15 protein-coding genes are annotated in these 20,631 nt (G+C 42.0%); 3 read left to right on the plus strand and 12 right to left on the minus strand.

The annotated features are described in order from the left end of the window. Positions 1-234: 234 nt before the first annotated feature. Together K5R16_RS05890 and K5R16_RS05895 are read left to right on the plus strand one after the other, a co-directional pair. Positions 235-3,234: a TonB-dependent receptor plug domain-containing protein gene (locus tag K5R16_RS05890; protein ID WP_220736605.1), complete on the plus strand. Its 3,000-nt coding sequence runs from the start codon at positions 235-237 to the stop codon at positions 3,232-3,234. Between the two features lie 1,115 nt (positions 3,235-4,349). Then, positions 4,350-7,328, plus strand: a complete 2,979-nt coding sequence (locus tag K5R16_RS05895; RefSeq protein WP_220736606.1) for a TonB-dependent receptor — start codon at positions 4,350-4,352, stop codon at positions 7,326-7,328. Between the two features lie 435 nt (positions 7,329-7,763). On the opposite strand, the gene rplI is transcribed toward K5R16_RS05895, so the two are convergent. Genes rplI through rpsF form a run of 4 tightly spaced genes read right to left on the minus strand, consistent with a single transcriptional unit; the run spans position 7,764 to position 9,210 of the window. Further along, positions 7,764-8,216 (minus strand): 50S ribosomal protein L9, encoded by a 453-nt coding sequence (rplI, locus tag K5R16_RS05900; protein ID WP_220736607.1) that lies wholly within the window; start codon positions 8,214-8,216, stop codon positions 7,764-7,766. A gap of 27 nt (positions 8,217-8,243) precedes the next feature. Next, the gene (rpsR, locus tag K5R16_RS05905; protein WP_005497284.1) at positions 8,244-8,471 is read right to left on the minus strand and encodes a 30S ribosomal protein S18; all 228 of its coding nucleotides are present in this window, start codon (positions 8,469-8,471) and stop codon (positions 8,244-8,246) included. An 11-nt stretch (positions 8,472-8,482) separates the two neighbouring features. Next, entirely contained in the window at positions 8,483-8,788 is a 306-nt protein-coding gene (gene priB, locus K5R16_RS05910; protein ID WP_220736608.1) for a primosomal replication protein N, read from the minus strand. A gap of 8 nt (positions 8,789-8,796) precedes the next feature. Continuing rightward, positions 8,797-9,210 carry a 30S ribosomal protein S6 gene (rpsF, locus tag K5R16_RS05915; RefSeq protein ID WP_220736609.1) on the minus strand — a complete coding sequence of 138 codons (414 nt, stop codon included), beginning with the start codon at positions 9,208-9,210 and terminating at the stop codon, positions 8,797-8,799. A gap of 510 nt (positions 9,211-9,720) precedes the next feature. On the opposite strand from rpsF, the gene K5R16_RS05920 reads away from it, so the two are divergent. Then, positions 9,721-10,464 carry a YdiY family protein gene (locus K5R16_RS05920; protein WP_220736610.1) on the plus strand — a complete coding sequence of 248 codons (744 nt, stop codon included), beginning with the start codon at positions 9,721-9,723 and terminating at the stop codon, positions 10,462-10,464. A gap of 73 nt (positions 10,465-10,537) precedes the next feature. Here K5R16_RS05920 and K5R16_RS05925 read toward each other — a convergent pair whose 3' ends face one another. The 8 genes from K5R16_RS05925 to rplM all read right to left on the minus strand — a co-directional run bounded on the left by K5R16_RS05925 (position 10,538) and on the right by rplM (position 20,353). Beyond that, entirely contained in the window at positions 10,538-12,625 is a 2,088-nt protein-coding gene (locus K5R16_RS05925) for a prolyl oligopeptidase family protein (protein WP_220736611.1), read from the minus strand. A gap of 247 nt (positions 12,626-12,872) precedes the next feature. Next, the gene (rlmB, locus tag K5R16_RS05930; protein ID WP_220736612.1) at positions 12,873-13,616 is read right to left on the minus strand and encodes a 23S rRNA (guanosine(2251)-2'-O)-methyltransferase RlmB; all 744 of its coding nucleotides are present in this window, start codon (positions 13,614-13,616) and stop codon (positions 12,873-12,875) included. After that, on the minus strand, positions 13,617-16,073 hold the full coding sequence (rnr, locus tag K5R16_RS05935; RefSeq protein WP_220736613.1) for a ribonuclease R: 2,457 nt from the start codon (positions 16,071-16,073) through the stop codon (positions 13,617-13,619). 40 nt (positions 16,074-16,113) lie between these two features. Beyond that, a complete protein-coding gene (locus tag K5R16_RS05940) occupies positions 16,114-16,737 on the minus strand; it encodes a tetratricopeptide repeat protein (RefSeq protein ID WP_220736614.1) in 624 nt (207 codons plus the stop codon). A gap of 204 nt (positions 16,738-16,941) precedes the next feature. After that, positions 16,942-18,237 carry an adenylosuccinate synthase gene (locus K5R16_RS05945; protein ID WP_220736615.1) on the minus strand — a complete coding sequence of 432 codons (1,296 nt, stop codon included), beginning with the start codon at positions 18,235-18,237 and terminating at the stop codon, positions 16,942-16,944. A gap of 66 nt (positions 18,238-18,303) precedes the next feature. Then, complete coding sequence (locus tag K5R16_RS05950; RefSeq protein WP_020910901.1) at positions 18,304-18,492, minus strand: DUF2065 domain-containing protein; 189 nt, start codon at positions 18,490-18,492, stop codon at positions 18,304-18,306. Between the two features lie 1,022 nt (positions 18,493-19,514). Then, positions 19,515-19,907, minus strand: coding sequence for a 30S ribosomal protein S9 (gene rpsI / locus K5R16_RS05955; protein WP_020910900.1), 393 nt, complete (start codon positions 19,905-19,907; stop codon positions 19,515-19,517). 14 nt (positions 19,908-19,921) lie between these two features. After that, positions 19,922-20,353: a 50S ribosomal protein L13 gene (rplM, locus tag K5R16_RS05960; RefSeq protein WP_202286478.1), complete on the minus strand. Its 432-nt coding sequence runs from the start codon at positions 20,351-20,353 to the stop codon at positions 19,922-19,924. Positions 20,354-20,631 lie beyond the last annotated feature (278 nt).

Below are 20,631 nucleotides of genomic sequence, written 5' to 3' on the forward strand. Positions count from 1 at the left end.
AAGTGTGTATAGGTATTTCAGGTGAAACATCTAGACAACCTTAATCAAGCAGTCATACCTACTACTTAAATACTTTCAATCAAACCTAACCCCTAATCAGTCTTAAGTATTAGGTTTATCCTCCCTTTAGAGCAATTTGATCTAAAGTATGCAACCGTATAGCATCAGCTTCGCTACAGAAGAACAACAAAATAACAACAAAATAACAACGATATATTTCCACAAGGATTGAACATGAAGACAGTGAATTTCAAACGTTCATTGTTGGCAGCGTCAATTACGACGCTACTAACAATAAGCACCCCCGTACTAGCTAACAGCGCTGCGGGTTCTATATACGGTAAGGCCTCTAGCGGTACTGAGATTACTTATAAAAATACAAAAACAGGTGTTTCTCGTACAATCACCGTTAATGATACTGGTCGATTCAATATGAACAGTATTGCACCTGGTACTTATGTCGTTAGTGATAACTTAGGTAATAAACAAGAAGTCACTGTTGTTATCGGTACTGGTGCATTTGTTTCACTTACTGATACACCTGAAAGGCTAAGCGTTGTTGGTTCTCGAATTACTTCAATAGATACTTCTAGCGTTGAATCTTCAACAGTATTTACAGCTGAAGAAATAGACAAATTACCGATGGCAAGAAACTCTGTTGCAGTTGCTTTATTAGCACCAGGAGCTATTCAAGGTGGTGATGCATTCGGCAGAAATCTTCCCTCTTTTGGCGGGTCGTCAATCGCTGAAAACGGGTATTACATCGACGGAATGGATGTAACAAACCTGCGTACAATGCTCAGTTTTGCATCAGTACCTCAAGATGCTATTGCACAAACTCAGGTTAAAACTGGCGGCTACAGTGCAGAGTATGGTCGTTCACTCGGTGGTGTCATCAATGTAGTAACAAAATCAGGCTCTAACGAATGGGAGTTTGGTGGTTCAGCCTACTATGCTCCTGATTCACTTAGAGCTTCAGGCCAAGATGTAAGACTGTTAGATATCGATGAAAATGGTAGCGTATATGACACTCTAAGTGTATCGAATCAGTATGATTCAAAAGATGAACTAGCCTACAACGTATTTGGTGGCGGCGCTATTATTGAAGACTCGCTCTTTTTCTTTGCTAATATCGAAGGCAAAAATAACAAAAGCGAAAACTATGGGAAAGATAGCAGTTACGAATACACTAACACTACACCCAATTACTTAGCCAAAGTCGATTGGTTTATTACCGATAATCATTCATTACGCCTCACGCATATCAACAATGTTGAAAAGTATGACCGAACAAACTATTTCAATGACCACGATGCAGACGGTAATTCAATTGTTGGTAAGCATGGTGAAGAAACAGGCAAGTTTACATACGAAGAAGGCGGAACGGTTAATATTTTGGCCTATACTGGTCACCTTACTGACAATATAACTTTTAATGCTATGTTTGGTAAGCTAGAAAATACATATCTGAAAGTACCGAATCTACCTGGTGATGACTGCCCAGCCGTATATGATACGACCCCAGGCAATAACTGGGTCCCAATTGGTTGCTGGAATAAACCTGGTCAATTCTATATTACCGATCAAGTCGAAGATAAAGATGAACGTGAGAGCATGAAATTTGATGTTGATTGGGTTCTAGGTGATCACAGTATTCGATTCGGATATGACTCACAGAAATATGACTCAACATCTCCAGGTACAAACCCCTCAGGTGGAGTTTATTACCGTTACGCGAACGCTTATGCCGGTAATGACAATACAATTAATGGTGTCGTTTTACCTGAAGGTACGGAAACTGTTCGTGTTCGCTTGCACAACACAGAAACCGCTACATTTGGTGTCGAAAATACCGCTTGGTATATTGAAGACAACTGGCAGTTAAACGATGATATGTTGGTCTACCTCGGAGTACGCAGTGAGTCATTCGAGAATATGGATGGCAATGGTAACGTATTCGTTGAATCTAGCAATCTGATAGCACCTCGCTTAGGTTTCTCATGGGATGTCAATGGCGATTCATCTGCTAAGTTATTTACAACTCTTGGCCGTAGTTATATTCCAGTAACAGCAAATACTAACATCCGTTCAACAAGAGTAGAAACATATAATCAAAGCTGGTATTTATTGCCTGATGGTCGTAAAACTGACGGAACAGAAGCTCCAGTGACAATAGGAGATATTGTTGGTGCACCAATTATCGACAATCAAATACCTCAGCCTGAACGTATTGCAGATAAAAACTTAACTCCAATGTATCAAGATGAGTTCATTATTGGCTACCAACAGTTTATCAGTGATGATTGGAGTGCTGGCGCTAAGTTTACAGCTAAAACACTGCAAAATGGCATGGATGACTTTTGTGGTCACGACGGATTTACTAAGTGGGCTGCAGATAACGGGTACGACAACTTTGACCCGAACTCTATGGCAGGTTGTATGTTGATTAATCCAGGTGAAGATATCACTATTGCTATGGATCTAGAAAATGACGGCAACCTCACATCTGTAACAACACCCAATTCCTATCACGGTCTGCCTGAGTATCAACGTGATTATTACGGCCTAGAACTTACAGCTGACAAGGCGTTGAGTAATGGTTGGAAGGCGAGCTTCTCATATGTTCTTTCACGAACATACGGTAATGCTGAAGGTTATGTGAACACTTCATTAGCTCAAGAAGATCCTGGAGCTACACAGGATTTCGATCACCAGAACTTTATGCATGGATCAGAAGGTAATTTACCTACAGACAGAACTCACCAGTTTAAGGCCTTCGGCTTATATGAAATAACTGAGGAACTACTAGTTTCTGCAAATATTTCATTAGTTTCGGGGATCCCAATGAGCTGTCAAGGTTTTGTTAAAACTGATGATATGCTTACAGGTGACGGTACAACTGGATATGATGCGCCAAACTTCAGTCGATACGGAGCATCTAGCTTCTATTGTATGAACGACGATGGACAACAAGAGCTTACAGAGCGTGGCGATGAAGGACGAACTCCTTGGTTGTTTAATGCCGATGTAGGTGTTAGCTATTCGCCAAATTGGGCTGAAGGTTTAAGCCTCAAAGCAACTGTGTTTAATGTATTCAACAATCAAGAAGCTACAACATTTGATCAGGTGAATGATTACGAACAAGGATCAACTGCGAGAAGCCCTAACTATTTGAAAGCTAGTTCTTACCAGTCTCCTCGATACGTACAAATATCAGCACATTACAAATTCTAATTAGATTTGTATTTAGAAACGGCCACTCTATAGTGGCCGTTTTTTATTATGCTTAATGCAATATGGAAGGATAATCAAGATTAACGATATATTACGAGTAACTCTTTAACTCTACACATCCATTTTTTGCCAATCGTATTAGAAATCGCTCTATGACAACAACGAAGCCGAGTGAGCTTAATACATTCTAACTAAGAGACTTAGCTACTAGCGAAATCGGGTGAACAAACGACTACTAAGAACACTATTCTGTCGCAGCGAACAGTCGAAACTTTGAAATGAAGCTGGCCCCTTAAGGCCCTATATAACGATCATAATGTAGAAATTATATTGTAATTTTTAACATTGATGATAAGCTAAATAACGGAGTCATGATCAGATCACACGTAAACCATAGCTAATTACTACGGAACGTTTATAAATACTATTCAACATATTCATTTTCATCTATCGCTGTTTTAATACTAAAGTTACGTTATCAACAATCAATAAAAAGACATGTAATCATCTCCAAAACACAGCTGCGGTTCACCGATAATAAACTGCTTTCTCCTTCCTGTTGAGCTTAGGTGTTACAACTTAAACTTCACCTGTAAAAGGCTTATCATGCCCATAGCATTGTAGTAATAAAATAATTCACTGATTTAAATTGGAGGACCACGTTAATTTTGACTAAAACCAACGACCGATTCTGGATTCGGTTGGTAGTTCTCCCAGTTGATTCATTATTAAGGACCGCACTATGTAAACAAAAGCCCGATATAACAGCCGTATTTAGCCGAAATCAACCTCTTCTCTAAAGCAAACACACTAGTTCAGGCCAACGCCTAGTAATTAACCGACTGAATAGATTAAACATTTATTACTACACAAAAGCCTGCTTACAACTGAAATCACTTCCCCCCCCCTAAAATCAGACTCATGCACTAGCCTAAATCAGAATAGACAATTAAAAAATTAACAATTAGAGCTAACCAATCATAAAAAATATAATCCTAGAAATATTTGATCTGACAGCCGCAAACCTATAGCATCATCTTCGCTACAAAGTTAAAACAGAAAAACAACAATCAAATAACAAGCAATAAAAAACACTCATACTTCAAGGAATGAACATGAAGACAGTCAATTTCAAGCGCTCGCTATTAGCAGTGTCAATTTCGACACTGTTAGCCATGAGTTCAGCCGTCAAAGCTGAAGATATATTTGGTAAAGTCGATATCAACAATGGCTCTATCGAAGGCTACACAGTTAAAGCGACAAATATCGATACTGGCACGACACGCTCTATTCAACTGGATAATGATGGTAGATACCGTATTCCAAAATTACCATCAGGAAACTATAAAGTAACCATATCTAAAGGTAATACCGTTTTTGCCGAACAACAATATAAAGTTCAGCTAGGTGCCAATACCAATGCTAACTTCAGTATTAACAGTGGTACAGACATTGAAGTTTTAGAGGTAAGTGGCGCTAGGATTTCGACAATAGACATATCTTCTTCTGATTCAGGCCTCACGATTGGTGCAGATGAACTAGACATGTTGCCAGTAGGACGAAGCCTTGCAGAAGTTGCTCGACTTGCACCTGGTGTTGTTAAAGGCGATGCGGCTTTCGGCAGTGATGCTAACTCATTCGGTGGTTCTTCAGCCGCAGAGAATGCTTGTTACATTAATGGGTTAGAAGTAACAAACACTCGTCAGGGCCTTGGCTGTGGTGAAGTTCCTTATGAGTTTTATAAAGAATTCCAAATAAAAACTGGCGGTTACTCGGCTAAGTTCGGCCGTGCAACTGGTGGAACAATTAATACCATCACTAAAAGCGGTACTAACGAATGGGAATTTGATGCGACTCTTCAATGGGAACCTGATGCTCTTCGTGAAGAAGGACGTGTTTCAAAAGGGAACAACGGAGCAGGTGATGTATTCCGTGATCATAGCAAAAACTCTTATGACAAATTGGATGTAACGCTATCTGTTGCAGGTCCTCTTATTGAAGATAAACTTTTCTTCTATGGATTAGTTGCACCTCAGAAAAAAGATCAAAGCTGGACTACCGGAGGTAGCGAATTTGCTGCAGTTAACATTTATCGAGAAAGAGAAACTGAAGCAAAAGATTCTCTATTCTGGGGTTCAAAAATTGATTGGGACATTACTGACGATCATAGATTGAGCTATTTTGGTTACTCAAACCGAGCAGATTCAACACAAAGTGACTATGAATATGATGCTAATACAGGCACCATTGGCAATCTGGTTGATACAGCCCTCGTAAAACGTGGTGGCGAAGCACACAGCTTGAGCTATACCGGCTTTATTACTGATGACTTCAACGTATCAGCTATGGCTGGACAGATTAAAACTGAATATGAAACTCAAAACTCAAATTTAGAGTGTGCAAGTGTATCTGATGAACGTGTGGTTCAAAATCCTGCGGCAGTATCTTGTGGTGCAGGCGGTTCATTTGGTGCAAACAATGATGAAAATACACAATATCGATTAGATCTCGAATACTCAATCGGGGATCACTTGATTTCGGCTGGTGTTGACTATCAAGAGCGACTTTCCGAACGTGTAAGTCGTCCAATTGGCGGCCATAGCTGGACATACAAAACACTCGCTCCGGGTGCTTACTTCGAAGCTGATAATGGTAGGGTTTATAATAACACTGATGCCGACATGGATTATGTTGAAGACCGTGTTTTTGACGGTGGTGGTGCATTTAGCTCCGAACTATTAGCTTACTACTTAGAAGACCAATGGCAAGTTACAGATAACGTACTGTTAAATATCGGTTTCAGAGTTGATCAGTTTGAATCTGTCGGAACAACGGGTAAAGTGTTAACTGACTTTACAACTGATATCGCTCCTCGCTTAGGTGCGACATGGGATATTAATGGCGATGGCGAATCTAAGCTTTATGCTACCGTAGGTCGCTATTACCTGCCAGTTGCCAATAATACCGTCTTCCGCGCAGCATCAGGTGTAAGTGATATCACCACAGCCTATTCGTTCGCAGGCATTGACTCTGCAAATGGAACACCTACGGGAATTAACCCTCTAGCAGGCAACCAAGCGGACTCACAACAAGTAAGTGGTGTTCCAACAATTCCAGAAAAGGGAATTTTCCAAGCACAAGAAGCTGAACCATTTTCCAAAGACGAGTTTATTATTGGTTATGATCAGATCTTAAATGATGAATACACTTTCGGAATAAAGGGTACTTATCGTAATGTTGGAACCGCTCTAGATGACTATTGTGGTCGCTACGCTTACCCATATTGTGTACTCATTAATCCAGGCGATGATATGAGTTGGTATGCGGATGGTTATTACTGGAATGGCACTGATTGGGGTGACTCTAGCTTTGAAAATGACGGTATCCCTGATGAAGGATCATTAGAAACTTATAGTGCTGAGACCATTGGTTTACCTGAAGCGGAAAACAAGTATCTAGCAGTCGATACTCAGTTTAATTATCGCGATGACAAATTAAGCTACTCATTTACTTATACTTGGTCTAAAAGTTACGGTAACTTTGAAGGCGCTGTTAAGTCTGATATTGGCCAAGCTGATGCGGGGATAACACAAGACTTTGACTTCCCAGCTGTTATGGATGGTTCTGATGGTTACCAGCCTAATGATCGCCGCCATGTATTCAAGTTCTTCGGTAGCTATGAAGTTGTAGAAGATCTATCGCTTGGTTGGAATGCACTGCTATCTAGCGGTCGTCCTCTAAGTCTATTTGGACAAAGCTACCCTTCAGATGATCCAAACTTAAATGGTGGTTGGGGTGATAAGTTCTGGATATACGACGCTGAGAACGATACATACCAATTTAATCGTCGTGGAACTAATGGTAGAACACCATGGACATTTAACTTAGATCTATCAGCTGCGTACAACTTCAATATTTCAGAAGTTGATATGAGAGTTTCTCTAAACGTGTTTAATATACTTAACACTCAAGAGCCTACTGCGCTAAATGAGCACTATGAAGCGACTTCTGGAACTGTTAATCCATTCCATAATGCAGCATATACTTATCAAACGCCTAGGTATGTTCGTATTGGACTTGAAGCTAGATTTTAAGCATTACACCTAAGGTTAAATATAGACTTTCTTGTTTATACTTAACTCTTTGATTAGTCGTATTAGAAGATTAATCAAATAAAAACACCACCTAGCCTTGCTAGCGTGGTGTTTTTTTTAGTTAGAAATAGTAAGGAACCAAGTGGTACACACAATAATTTTATAACTCCCTTTGCCGTAAACAACCAATGTTAATTTCGGCTATTTCTTATACATACTGACTATAGCTAACCTGTCGCAGCCAATACTAGCTATATATTCAGACTTTACTATTGCAAGGTCTGCAATCAACGCTACCAATAAATACTCTTGCACAGTTAGTTAGAACGGAGTCGGAATGCTGAATTTCAGACATAAAAAAACACCGCGCTAATAAATTAGTGCGGTGTTTTAAATTAAAGCTTTGCCAATACCCGAAGGTATTAATGCAAAATATTAGTCTTCTGCAACAACAGAAAGCTTAACAATAGCTTTAACTTCAGTGTGAAGTTGAACTTCAACTTCAAAATCACCAGTGTTGCGCAATGCACCTAATGGTAGACGTACTTCGCTTTTAGCAAGCTCAACGCCAGCAGCAGTAACTGCATCAGCTACGTCACGGTTACCAATAGATCCAAATAGCTTGCCTTCGTCACCAGCTTTAGAAGCGATAACAACAGCTTCTAGTGCAGTGATTTTTTCTGCACGAGCAGAAGCAGCAGCTAATTCTTCAGCTAACTTAGTTTCTAGTTCAGCACGACGTGCTTCAAAAACTTCAGTGTTAGCAGCGTTAGCAACAACAGCTTTACCTTGTGGTAAAAGGAAGTTACGAGCGTAACCAGCTTTTACAGAAACTTGGTCACCCAAGTTGCCTAGGTTAGCGATTTTATCAAGTAAAATAACGTTCATTTTATATTCCTCTAAATTATTGCAGTATTACTGATGTAAATCAGTGTACGGCAGTAGAGAAAGATAACGAGCACGCTTGATAGCGCGAGCTAGTTGACGTTGATATTTAGCATTTGTACCAGTGATACGACTAGGAACAATTTTACCACTTTCAGTGATGTAGTTCTTCAAAGTAACGATATCTTTGTAATCGATCTCGGTAACGCCTTCTGCAGTAAAACGGCAGAACTTGCGACGACGGAAATAACGTGCCATGTGACAGTCTCCTAAGTTTTCAATTCGACATTTTCAGCGTGTAAAACCAAACGACTTTGACCATTTCTGCTCTGTTGCAGATTAAGGAAACCTTCGACTTGGATTTCTACGCCGGCTTTCAGATTTTCTGTAACGCTGTTAAAGCGTTCACCACTTAATACAACTTGAATTTGACAATAAACGTTGCGTAGCATTTCTGCTTCATAACGTTGAGACTTGTGCTCCAACATCAGTACCGTATGGGCAATGCCTGCTGGGCTATCAAATCGTCTAGAACGCGTAATGGTTCCTGCTAATACCAAATTGTTTGTGGTCACAAAAAAACTTACTCAGCTGTGTTTTCAGCGCTTTCTTTAACTTCTTCAGTAGCTTCTGCACGAGGTGCACGCTCTTCAGATGAACGACGTGTATCGCGTTCGTCTTTAGCTTTAGCCATTGGAGATGCTTCAGTGATGGCAGCTTTAGTACGCATAACCATGCTACGCAAAACAGCGTCGTTGAAACGGAAAGCTGTTTCAAGTTCTTCAACCGATTCAGCAGTAGTCTCTACGTTCAAAAGAACATAGTGAGCTTTATGCAACTCGATGATTGGGTAAGCCAGTTGACGACGGCCCCAGTCTTCTAAACGGTGAATTTGACCGCCAGCTTGGGTAAGAATACCCGTGTAACGCTCGATCATACCTGGCACTTGCTCACTCTGATCAGGGTGAACTAAAAATACGATTTCATAATGACGCATTTTTTTGCTCCTTACGGTTATCTAGCCTCGTTGTTGGCTCAGTCAAACCTAATAGAGGCAAGGAACTAATTAAAGTGACTGATTTAAGCCGCGGAATAATACATAAATTAGCGACGAGACTCAAGCGATAACTCACCTAGAACGAAATTAACTGTTTTATACCCGTTGTTTTAAGTAAGACATCAATTTGTAGCAGTCGAATTTTTCTATGCCAGCGACATTAGACTGCTTTGATTGCGTCCACTTAAACAAAGATTGAGGGCTTGTGTGTTGAGTTCACAGTGGAAGAATTTCTATTTGCTGTAATTGCATTCGTTTAGACCGCTCTGTATAGACAAGACTATCGATGTTAATGCTATCACCTTAGAACAAATCACTCCTCACTTAGCCCCAAGATATAAAAGGGGCATATAACAAGCAGGAATCTAGTTTGCGCTGCAGCTGATTCTAGGTATGATGTCGCATTGCACAATTTTACTTTCAACCTAGAACAGCATACCAAGAATAATAATGTCTAGAATCCTTACCGCAGCTATAGCACTATCTTGCTCACCAGCAGCCTTGGCACTTGTACCGCCTGATTATCAAGAACCACCGAGTGATTTTACCGCTGAAATTGAAGCTGGTTTCCAGCTTAATACAGGTAACACTGAATCAAGTAGCTTCAATGGCCGTACAAAATTAGTTTACGACACTGATTCAACGAGGCAAGAGGCTACCATTAAAGGTTATTTTGCGGCCGATGATGAAAAGACCACGTCAGAGAAGTACGACCTGCAACTGCAATCTAGCTACAAATTCTATAGTGGTTACGTTTTCGGCCGTGGAGACTTCACCTGGGATAAATTTGGTAGTTACACTCGCGTATCTACCATTTCTGGTGGCTATGGTTTCGATGCTATTTCTAATTCAAGTACCAAGCTTAGTTTAGAAGTCGGCCCAGGTTATCGTTATAACTTACCCATTTCGACAGACAGTATCCCTAACCCTGATGCCAATAAAGATGTCATTTTGCGTACAGCGGCAAAATTTGAGCAGAAACTACAAGAGTACACCAGTCTAAATGCAGACTTGACCTCTGAGGTCGGAGAAGACAACAACACGCTGACTTTAGATATGAGCTATAAAAATACCCTTTTTCAAGACTGGGCATTCAAAATCGGCGTCAATATCAAATACACTCAAGTCGTACCTGAAGGGTCTAAGCAGACTGATACCATCACGACTTTTAATCTGCTGTATACCTTTCAATAACCATATTAGATAATCTGCCCTTGAGTTTGCTTAAGGTAAACTCAAGGGCAATTTAATTACCAGTGCCTCTCTGTTACTTTAATTGCTGCATTAAATAGGCGTAAACCATGGAGCTGAGCTCCGCGGCTTGGTTATTATCAGCAGCACCTGCATGGCCACCTTCTATGTTTTCGTAATACAGAACATCTATCCCCATGTCTTCCATTTTCGCTACCATTTTACGAGCATGACCAGGGTGAACACGATCATCGCGAGTTGAGGTAGTAAAAAACACTTTAGGGTAAGCCGTATCCTGCTTTAGATTATGATAAGGCGAGAATTTTTTTATGTAGTCCCATTGTGCTGGAATATCTGGATCGCCATATTCCCCCATCCAACTCGCCCCAGCAAGTAGCTTGTTATAGCGTTTCATATCGAGTAACGGCACTTGGCACACGACTGCGTTATACAGCTCAGGGTTACGAGTGAATGCTGCGCCCATTAGTAGACCACCGTTACTGCCACCTTGGATCCCCAAATGCTTGCTCGAAGTGATTTTTCTGCTAACCAAGTCTTTTGCTATCGCTTCAAAATCTTCATAAGCCTTATGACGATTCTCTTTCAACGCAGCTTGATGCCACGCAGGTCCATATTCACCACCGCCGCGAATGTTAGATAGCACATATACACCGCCCTGCTCTAGCCAGTTTTTACCTATTGTCGCAGAGTATGATGGACGTAATGAAACTTCAAACCCGCCATAACCATAGAGCAGAGTTGGGTTTGTGCCATCTAGCTTTATGTTCTTTGCCATAACCACGAAATATGGCACTTTGGTACCATCTTTTGATTTAGCAAAGTACTGTTTAGTTTCAAAATCTTCAGCTGCAAATTGTTGCTTCATCGCCTTTAACTTACTTGCCTTCATGCTCTTAGCGTCGAATAGGTAAAGACTAGAGGGTTCTAAAAAGCTGGTGTAGTTAACGAAGACTTCATTACTGTCATCTTCAGCACCGAATACACTTAATGTACCGTTAACATCAAATGGAGCTTGCTGCGTTTGCCACTTGCCGCCCTTCTGTACATAACGTATCAATTTACTTTTGACGTTATCGAGCCAAGTAATCAATATCGCGCCTTTAGTAAATCGAACTTGCGAAATTGACGCTGTCGCAGTTGGTTCAACCAACACACTAAATTCAGGCTTTTGCGCAATCAAATTATCAAGATCGGTATAAACAATAGCGCCCTGCTTAAAGGTTTTCCCGCCAACTTTTAACTCACTCTTAAGCTCTACATAAAGCTGGTCATTGAAATAACCTTTAATATCGGCGTCTTTTGGCAATGGCAACTCAACCAATTTATCATCGCGATATACATAGTGTTGAGCGGTATAGAAAGTGAGGCTTTCAGTCACCAGTTGAAGTGCCTTTTCATCGTCATAAATGACATAACCAGACACCGCAACCGAGGCTTTATTACCGCTAAAAATTGTTTTAGCCGCAGACAGAGGTGTTCCACGTTGCCACTGCTTAACAACTTTTGGGTAACCTGAATCAGTAAGACTATTGCCATCACCAAAATCAGTACCGACAAAAACAGTGTCTTTGTCTATCCAACTGACGCTTGATTTAGCTTCATTCAATGTAAAGGGTTTGCTCTGTTTGTCTAAAAATGCTTTTTGCTTTAAATCAAACTCGCGCACTTCAACGGCATCAGCTCCACCGCGTGACAGCGATACCATACAACGATCATAATTGGGGTAACGGCAATCCATTCCCTTGTATACCCAATTTACTCCTTCGGCTTTACCTAGAGCATCAACATCTAATACCGTCTCCCATTTAGGTTCTGCTTTGACATACTCCGCCATGGTGGTTCGACGGTATATACCTCGAACATGATCCTCATCTTTCCAGAAGTTGTACAGGTAGCCATCCATACGACTAGCGTAAGGGATCCGCTCTTTGTTATTCAAAATCGCAAGGCTATTACTGACTAACCCATCAAACCCTTTATATGCTTTTATCTCCTTTTCCGAGTGAGTATTTTGTTGTTTGACCCACTCCATTGGTTTCTTACCCTCTACATCTTCAAGCCAAAGGAACTTGTCCTCTTCAGCAAAAGAGGGGGCTGCGGCAATTGAACTTAGCACGCATAAAGATAATACTTTGTTTCGCATATAAACATCCTGTTATTAGAGTTAGTTTGGCTAAACTACTGCATGTGCTAACAAAGTTAAACAGTACAGGTTAATAAATTGTAACCACAAATAACGGTTATATATTTACAGGCAGGATACGAGCAACCGTGAGCACTATCTGTCATCATTTTTAGCCTTCAAATACAAAAACGCCGATGAAGTCAAAGCTTCATCGGCGTTTTAGAGTAGTGACCTGTGATGTGCAGGTAATTAGCTCATTATAAGCTTATTTTGCAAGACGTTGACGCACCGCTTCAAACAAGCAAATACCCGTCGCAACAGACACGTTTAAACTAGATACACTGCCCGCCATTGGAATAGAAATTAAGGTATTGCAGCTTTCACGAGTGAGGCGTCGAAGTCCTTTACCTTCAGCGCCCATAGCAATCGCTAGCGGCCCTGTTAGGCTAGCTTGGTAAACATCACTATCAGCCTCACCTGCAGCTCCCGCAATCCAGATCCCTTTATCTTGTAAGCTACGCATGGTGCGCGCAAGATTGGTCACTTGATACAGAGGAACGATTTCAGCTGCACCGCAAGCGACTTTACTTACAACCGGTGTTAAGCCAACTGAATTATCTTTCGGCACGATAACCCCTTGCACACCAGCCGCATCAGCATTACGCAAGCATGCCCCCAGATTATGCGGATCGGTAACACCGTCCAGAATCAATAGAAATGGTGTTTCAGTAGCATCTAACATTGTGTGTAGATCATTATCATTGAGGATCTTGGCCGCTTTCACCTTTGCCACAACGCCTTGATGCTGACCACCTGCTGATTTATCGTCTAACGCTTTGCGAGAGGCATACTGAACAGACACGCCCCACTGTGATGCGATCTCTAAAATCGGTGTTAATCGCTTGTCATCACGGCCTTGTAGCACCCAGATTTCGATAACGCGTTCAGGGCTATTTTGCAGTACAGCTTCAACAGCATGCAAACCGAAAGTAATATCTTGCTTCTTCATCTATTTCTTACTCGTTTTACGCTTCGCTGACTTGGCTTTTTTAGCCGAAGACTTTTTTGCAGAAGCTTTTGTCTTAGTCGTGCCAGCTTTGCTGCCACTGCTTGATTTGTTTTTACTTGCCGAGCGAGAGCCTGACTTGGCATCACTCTTACTGCTACTTGAACGCTTACCTTTGCCTGCATTTCGCTCTTTGTCAGCAAGCTTAGCGCCTTCACGATTAACACGTTCCCTGGCTGTCATAGGTTTACTCGGCTTACGGCGTTTACCGCCAGCTGAGTCCCCTTCCATCATCAGGTCGATTTGACGGTCATCAAGATTCACTGCAGCAACTTTTACCGTTACCGTATCGCCAATCTGATAAACCTGACCAGAGGCCTCACCGACCAAACGTTGACGCATGTTGTCGTATTGGTAGTAATCGCTACCCAAACTTGAAATATGCACTAATCCGTCGATAAATAGGTCGTTTAGGCGAACAAACATGCCAAAGTGCGTCACTGAAGCAACAACGGCTTCAAACGTATCGCCAACATGGTCTTGCATAAACTCACATTTGAGCCAATCATTGACGTCACGCGTCGCTTCATCTGCACGTCGCTCTGTGGTTGAACACTCAACACCTAACTGATCAAGCTCTTCAATTTTGTAACAGTAACCACCGTCAGCCGTCCACTGTTCAGATTGCTCTCCCTCTTGTTTTGACAACAAGTAACGAATAACTCGATGCAAAATCAAATCAGGGTAACGACGAATTGGCGAAGTAAAGTGCGAATACTCTTCTAATGCCAAGCCAAAGTGGCCTTCATTATCAGGTGTATAAGTTGCTTGCTTCATTGAACGCAACAACATGATTTGGATAAGTTCAGCATCGGGCCTATCTGCTACTTGCTCCATCACCGCTTGGTAATCTTTTGGAGTAGGCTCTAGTCCACCTTCCATCGTCAAACCACGCTCTTTGAGGAAATCCTTAAAGTTGGTGAGCTTTTGCTCCGATGGTGATTCATGAACACGGTACAGTACTTCACCTTTGTTCTTTCTGACAAACTTAGCCGAAGCCACGTTTGCTAAAATCATGCACTCTTCAATGATCTTATGCGCTTGGTTACGGTTGCGTGGCACAATTTTTTCAATTTTGCGCTGTTCATTAAACACAAACTGGGTTTCGGTGGTTTCAAACGCAATAGCACCACGATCGCCACGAATACTGTCTAATGTCAGGTACAAAGATTGCAACGTTTGTAGATGCGGGAATATAGGCTTGAGCTTATCACTCACCTCTCCGCCCTCTAGCATGTCAGCAACCTGGGTATAGGTTAGACGAGCATGAGAATGCATCACGGCGGGATAAAACTTATATCCCGATAATTTACCCGCTGCAGAAATCGTCATCTCAGCAACCATACATAGACGGTCAACCTCAGGCATCAACGAACACAGGCCATTTGAGATCTTCTCTGGCAGCATCGGAATGACTTGAGATGGGAAGTAAACAGAGTTACCGCGCGAACGCGCTTCTCTGTCTAATGCCGATTCTGTACGCACATAATGGCTAACATCGGCGATTGCTACCCATAAACGCCAACCACCAGACTTTTTCTTCTCTGCATATACCGCGTCATCAAAGTCGCGAGCGTCTTCACCATCAATAGTCACTAACGGCAAATGGCGTAGGTCAACTCGGCCTTCTTTATCAGCCTCTGTCACTTCATCTGGTATTTTTTTAAGCTTCTTCTCAATCAGCCCTGACCACTTATGTGGAAGGTCGTAATTGCGCAATGCAATCTCGATTTCCATCCCAGGAGCCATCTGTTGACCTAAAACTTCTATGACTTTCGCGGCAGCTTTTACATAACGCCCAGGCCTGCGAGTCAGCTCCAAAACAACGATATCTCCCTGACGAGCGCCTTTTCGGTCCTCTTCAGGGATCAGGATCTCTTGGGTTATGCGACGGTCATCAGCAATAACAAAGCCCATGCCAGCATCAAGATGAAAACGGCCGACTAATGCCGCAGTGCGTTGTTCGACTAGACGGACAATTCTGGCTTCACGGCGACCTTTACGATCGACACCCGCTTTTTGTGCTAGAACTTTGTCACCGTGGAAGTACATCATCATGTCACGGTTATTTATATAGAGGTCATCTCCGCCCTCTTCTAACTTAAGGAAACCAAAGCCATCGCGGTGACCAATAACCGTACCGGTTAGTAAGTCCATTCTTTCTGGTAGGCCATAAGCTTTGCCACGGGTAAACACCAGCTCACCGTCACGCTCCATCGCTCGTAATCTACGACGGATAGCTTCTAATTGCTCTTCGCCCTCAATCTTAAGTGCGTTTGCGATATGTTCACGGGTTAACGGGGACTTTTGAGAGCGTAAGTATTCCAAAATATACTCACGACTTGGGATAGGATTGTCGTACTTTTCTTGCTCTCGCTTAATATGTGGATCTTGTATCATTCATTTTCCAAAATATTGGCATGACTGCTTTCAGCCATGCTTATTGTTGCGTTCTCAGGTGTTCCTGTTTTGCCCTAGCCACTGAGCTGGGCGGCATTTTCGCCTCTAACACCTTTAACAAATTGCTTGCTTCGGCTTGCACCGTTTCATCGCTAAATACTTCGTTGTATAGCCAATGAAATCCAGTTTCGTAATCGCGTGGGCTACCATAGCCTTCACCAAATAACCGAACCAACATGATTCGCGCAGGCAGGTCACCTGTCGCTGCAGCGGGCAATACATATTGCACAGCACGCTCTTTATCTTCCATAACGAATTTACCGTCATGATAATACTCCGCCATTCTAACCATGGCTTCAGCACTGCCTTGTCGTGCTGAGGTTTTTAACATCGAGATCCCACGCGGCGGGTTGGCCTTAACGCAGATCCCGTAATTGAGCATTTCAGCCCAAAGATACTGATAGAGTGGCTGTTTTAACACTTCAGCTCTAGCTTCAATATCTTCTACAATTTGGCAATCATCGCCCTTAACTTGCGTTAAATAGCGTTTACTACGGATTAAATCAACCAGTTGCTCTTGAGTATAGACGTCTACTGCTTTGGGAGCAGCCATACTCGGCAAAGAAATTATCGACAATACAATAATTAATACATAACGCAGCATAAGTTATCTCAATGACAGTGAATAAATTCAAGCACAAATATATTACCAGCTATAGACATATTTGCAGCCTGCTCTGTCTTTTTCATCGGCAGTATAACGTATTTCTTGAGGACTACCTGCGCTTCAACCCTTCCTAGTTGTAGCGACTTTTTTTACCTTCAGTAAGCACCCAATAAAAAGGCCGCTAATCGCGGCCTCTTTTTATTAACTAAACGGATTCACCAGAATCATGGTCTCGTTTCTATCCGGACCCGTTGAGATAATATCAATTGGCGTTTCTAGCAACTCTTCTAAACGCTTAATGTAGTTCATTGCTGCTTGTGGCAGCTGCTCTACAGATGTTGCGCCGAATGTTGTTTCGCTCCAACCAGGCATAGTCTCTAAAACAGGGGTTACCTGCTCATAGCCTTCTGCAGCAAGCGGAGTTGTTGTTGCTACAGTTCCATCTGGATACTGGTAGCCGACACAAATCTTCACTTCTTCAAGACCATCTAGAACATCTAGCTTAGTCAAACAGAAGCCACTTACACTGTTGATTTGAACTGCACGCTTCATTGCGACAATATCTAACCAACCTGGACGACGTTTACGACCCGTAGTCGCACCAAACTCGTGACCCTTAGTACCTAAGTAGTCACCAATTTCGTTTTCCAATTCCGTAGGGAAAGGACCTGCACCAACACGCGTGGTGTATGCCTTCATAATACCCAGTACGTAATCTAGATGACGCGGACCAAATCCAGAACCTGTTGCAACACCACCTGCGGTAGTATTAGAAGAGGTTACAAATGGATAAGTACCATGGTCAATATCTAGTAACGTGCCTTGAGCACCTTCAAATAGAATTGGTTCACCTGCTTTACGTGCCTGATCAAGAAGCTCAGAAACGTCAGTGCACATGCTCTTCAAGTAATCAGCAATCCCAAGAGCATCTTTCAATGTCTCTTCATAATCAACTGCTTCGCACTTGTAGTATTCAGTCAACATAAAGTTGTGATAAGCCATCACTTCCTTCAGTTTTTCGGCAAACAATTCTGCATTAAACAGATCGCCTACACGTAAACCGCGGCGTGAAACTTTATCTTCGTATGCTGGACCAATTCCACGACCCGTTGTGCCAATAGCTTTATTGCCACGCGCTTTTTCGCGAGCCATATCTAATGCACAATGGAATGGAAGAATTAGAGGACATGCTTCAGAAATTAATAAACGTTCCTCTACAGGTACGCCACGCTCTTTAAGCATGTTAATTTCAGTCATCAGTGCGTCAGGTGCAAGCACCACGCCGTTACCAATAATGCATTTCACATTATCGCGTAAGATCCCTGATGGAATAAGATGAAGAACGGTCTTGTCGCCATCGATAACTAAAGTGTGACCAGCATTGTGGCCACCTTGGTAACGAACGACATATTTAGCCTGTTCGGTAAGAAGATCGACTATCTTACCCTTTCCTTCGTCACCCCATTGGGTGCCGAGAACTACAACGTTTTTGCCCATTATTTGCTGCACGGTAGTGGTTAAAACGGGATTTTAGCAGATCTATAGGGGCTGTAGGCAAGTAATTTATGAAAAAATAATCAATATGACTATGCCAACTGTGACCAAAGAACCACCTAATCGTTGCAGAAGCTGCTGATTTTGATTGGAAATTTCTTTTAAATAGGCGCGCCAACGGTTTGGAAACAAAAGTGGACCAATTCCTTCAATTATCAACACTAAACCTAACGCAAGCATGATTAACTCAAAAGACATAACAAAGTATTTCCTATACCGAACAGTTTATAATATGAACACACTTTCATTCACTCAAATACGGCATTTACGCCCAACACATTTCTTATACCACTTTTAGTGACTCTAGTAGTAAGAGTAATTAACAGAAAGTATAGGAAACACGTTTCAAAACAGATAAAACCTATCAACACCGACTGCACAAACTAGTTGTAGCTAGCCATAACGTCCACTGAGAGGATTAGAGTCACTTAGCCATACTCCAAGTTACTAACTTATATCTTAGCTCTAACAGCCTTATGGGTGACCCAAACATGCAAACAGCGGCAGCATACAATCTCAATAAACAAATAAGACCTTTTATGCCAATTGCATTAAAAGTTTGACCATTCAGCGGCAATTCAAAACGCTGTAGGCAAGTAATGGGATTTGAGCTAATTGTTATTCTCGGCTCTGGCATCCAGCTTCGCCCTCGATAGTTGCTTCTGCATTATTCTACCTTCGACCATGCTTGGTCTCGAACCTGCTAAACCTGACCGCCAAGGAGGGCCGGAATGTCTTATTTTGTATGGAACAAAATAGATCATTTAGTCGTATATCCAAATCCTATAACGAAGCCTACAGCGTTTTGCCAATTTTTTACCTCAGCCGCACTACGTGAGCCCCTCAGTCTTTCCACTTCTGCTTTGCATTGGCTTAAAAGGGAATAACCATTTCTTTACCAATGCGCGTTGAATTGAAAAGGCTGATGGGCTCTGAGCGGGTCAAATACTTAATGCAATTGGTATTATTCATTAATGATGCCTAGATACTGAAGGCAGCCCGAAGCTACGCCTAATAGGATTTAGAGTATTGCCAGCCGCAATTACCAAGAATGTCTGAGTTGAGAGTAACGATTAACTTCAATCGTCTGTCTTGCCTACAAAGCCTTGCTCACTGAATAAACAACGATCGGATGCTATTGGATTAAGCTGAGACGACAGAATGACAGGCAATAAAAAACCCAGCATATAGCTGGGTTTTTTGAACTCTGAAAGCGAAAATTAACGCTTTGAGAATTGTGGCTTACGACGTGCTTTACGTAGACCAACTTTCTTACGCTCAACTTTACGAGCATCACGGGTAACGAAACCAGCAGCACGTAGAGAAGGACGTAGAGACTCGTCAAGTTCCATCAACGCACGAGTAATACCGTGACGAATTGCACCAGCTTGGCCAGTGTTACCACCGCCCTTAACTGTTACATTGATGTCTAACTTTTCAGTCATTTCAACTAGCTCAAGTGGCTGACGAACAACCATGCGAGAAGTTTCACGACCAAAATATTCGTCTAGAGGTAGTTTGTTAACAGTAATGTTACCAGTACCTACTTTAGCGAATACGCGAGCTGTAGATGTTTTGCGACGGCCAGTGCCGTAGTATTGAGTTGCAGCCATTGCTATAATCCCGTTTAGATATCAAGAACTTGAGGTTGTTGTGCAGCGTGGTTATGCTCTGTACCAGCGTAAACTTTAAGCTTACGGAACATGGCACGGCCCAAAGGACCTTTAGGTAGCATACCCTTAACTGCTTTCTCAATAATCATTTCAGGCTTATGATCTTGCAGCTTCTCAAAAGTAATCTGCTTAATGCCACCGATGAAACCAGAGTGTGAATAGTAAACTTTGCCTTTAGCTTTGTTACCAGTCACTGTAACTTTCTCAGCGTTAATAACGATGATGTAGTCACCAGTATCTACATGAGGCGTATACTCTGGCTTATGCTTACCGCGTAGGCGAGTAGCAATTTCAGTAGCGATACGACCCAAAGTTTTACCTTCGGCGTCAACGACGAACCAGTCACGAGTGACTGTTTCTGGTGTAGCAGTAAAAGTAGTCTTCATTTACAAAAACCCAATGTTAAAATTCTGTCTCACATGCTAATGCCACTATTGGCAAAAACACAAAAAATGCCTTTCCCCGCCCCTTCGAGCAAAGAATTAGGCTTTACAACTTCCACCTAGAGTGGTGGATAACGAGGGCAGGTGGCGGATTATAGACAAAGATGAGTTAAAAATCACCTAATTTTTAGATAAATTGCTATCTCTTTTTAAAAAATTCATCTATCGAACTCTACCCGCTAGCATCAAACTGTTTACTGACACCAACTAAAGAGCTGTTC

The organism is Shewanella sp. c952 (assembly GCF_019654975.1).
Taxonomy (GTDB): domain Bacteria; phylum Pseudomonadota; class Gammaproteobacteria; order Enterobacterales; family Shewanellaceae; genus Shewanella.

Coding starts and splice junctions, on each gene's coding strand:
- K5R16_RS05890 (WP_220736605.1), top strand. CDS start 235: ATGAAGACAGTGAATTTCAAACGTTCATTGTTGGCAGCGTCAATTACG.
- K5R16_RS05895 (WP_220736606.1), top strand. CDS start 4,350: ATGAAGACAGTCAATTTCAAGCGCTCGCTATTAGCAGTGTCAATTTCG.
- rplI (WP_220736607.1), bottom strand. CDS start 8,216: ATGAACGTTATTTTACTTGATAAAATCGCTAACCTAGGCAACTTGGGT.
- rpsR (WP_005497284.1), bottom strand. CDS start 8,471: ATGGCACGTTATTTCCGTCGTCGCAAGTTCTGCCGTTTTACTGCAGAA.
- rpsF (WP_220736609.1), bottom strand. CDS start 9,210: ATGCGTCATTATGAAATCGTATTTTTAGTTCACCCTGATCAGAGTGAG.
- K5R16_RS05920 (WP_220736610.1), top strand. CDS start 9,721: ATGTCTAGAATCCTTACCGCAGCTATAGCACTATCTTGCTCACCAGCA.
- K5R16_RS05925 (WP_220736611.1), bottom strand. CDS start 12,625: ATGCGAAACAAAGTATTATCTTTATGCGTGCTAAGTTCAATTGCCGCA.
- rlmB (WP_220736612.1), bottom strand. CDS start 13,616: ATGAAGAAGCAAGATATTACTTTCGGTTTGCATGCTGTTGAAGCTGTA.
- rnr (WP_220736613.1), bottom strand. CDS start 16,073: ATGATACAAGATCCACATATTAAGCGAGAGCAAGAAAAGTACGACAAT.
- K5R16_RS05940 (WP_220736614.1), bottom strand. CDS start 16,737: ATGCTGCGTTATGTATTAATTATTGTATTGTCGATAATTTCTTTGCCG.
- K5R16_RS05945 (WP_220736615.1), bottom strand. CDS start 18,237: ATGGGCAAAAACGTTGTAGTTCTCGGCACCCAATGGGGTGACGAAGGA.
- K5R16_RS05950 (WP_020910901.1), bottom strand. CDS start 18,492: ATGTCTTTTGAGTTAATCATGCTTGCGTTAGGTTTAGTGTTGATAATT.
- rpsI (WP_020910900.1), bottom strand. CDS start 19,907: ATGGCTGCAACTCAATACTACGGCACTGGCCGTCGCAAAACATCTACA.
- rplM (WP_202286478.1), bottom strand. CDS start 20,353: ATGAAGACTACTTTTACTGCTACACCAGAAACAGTCACTCGTGACTGG.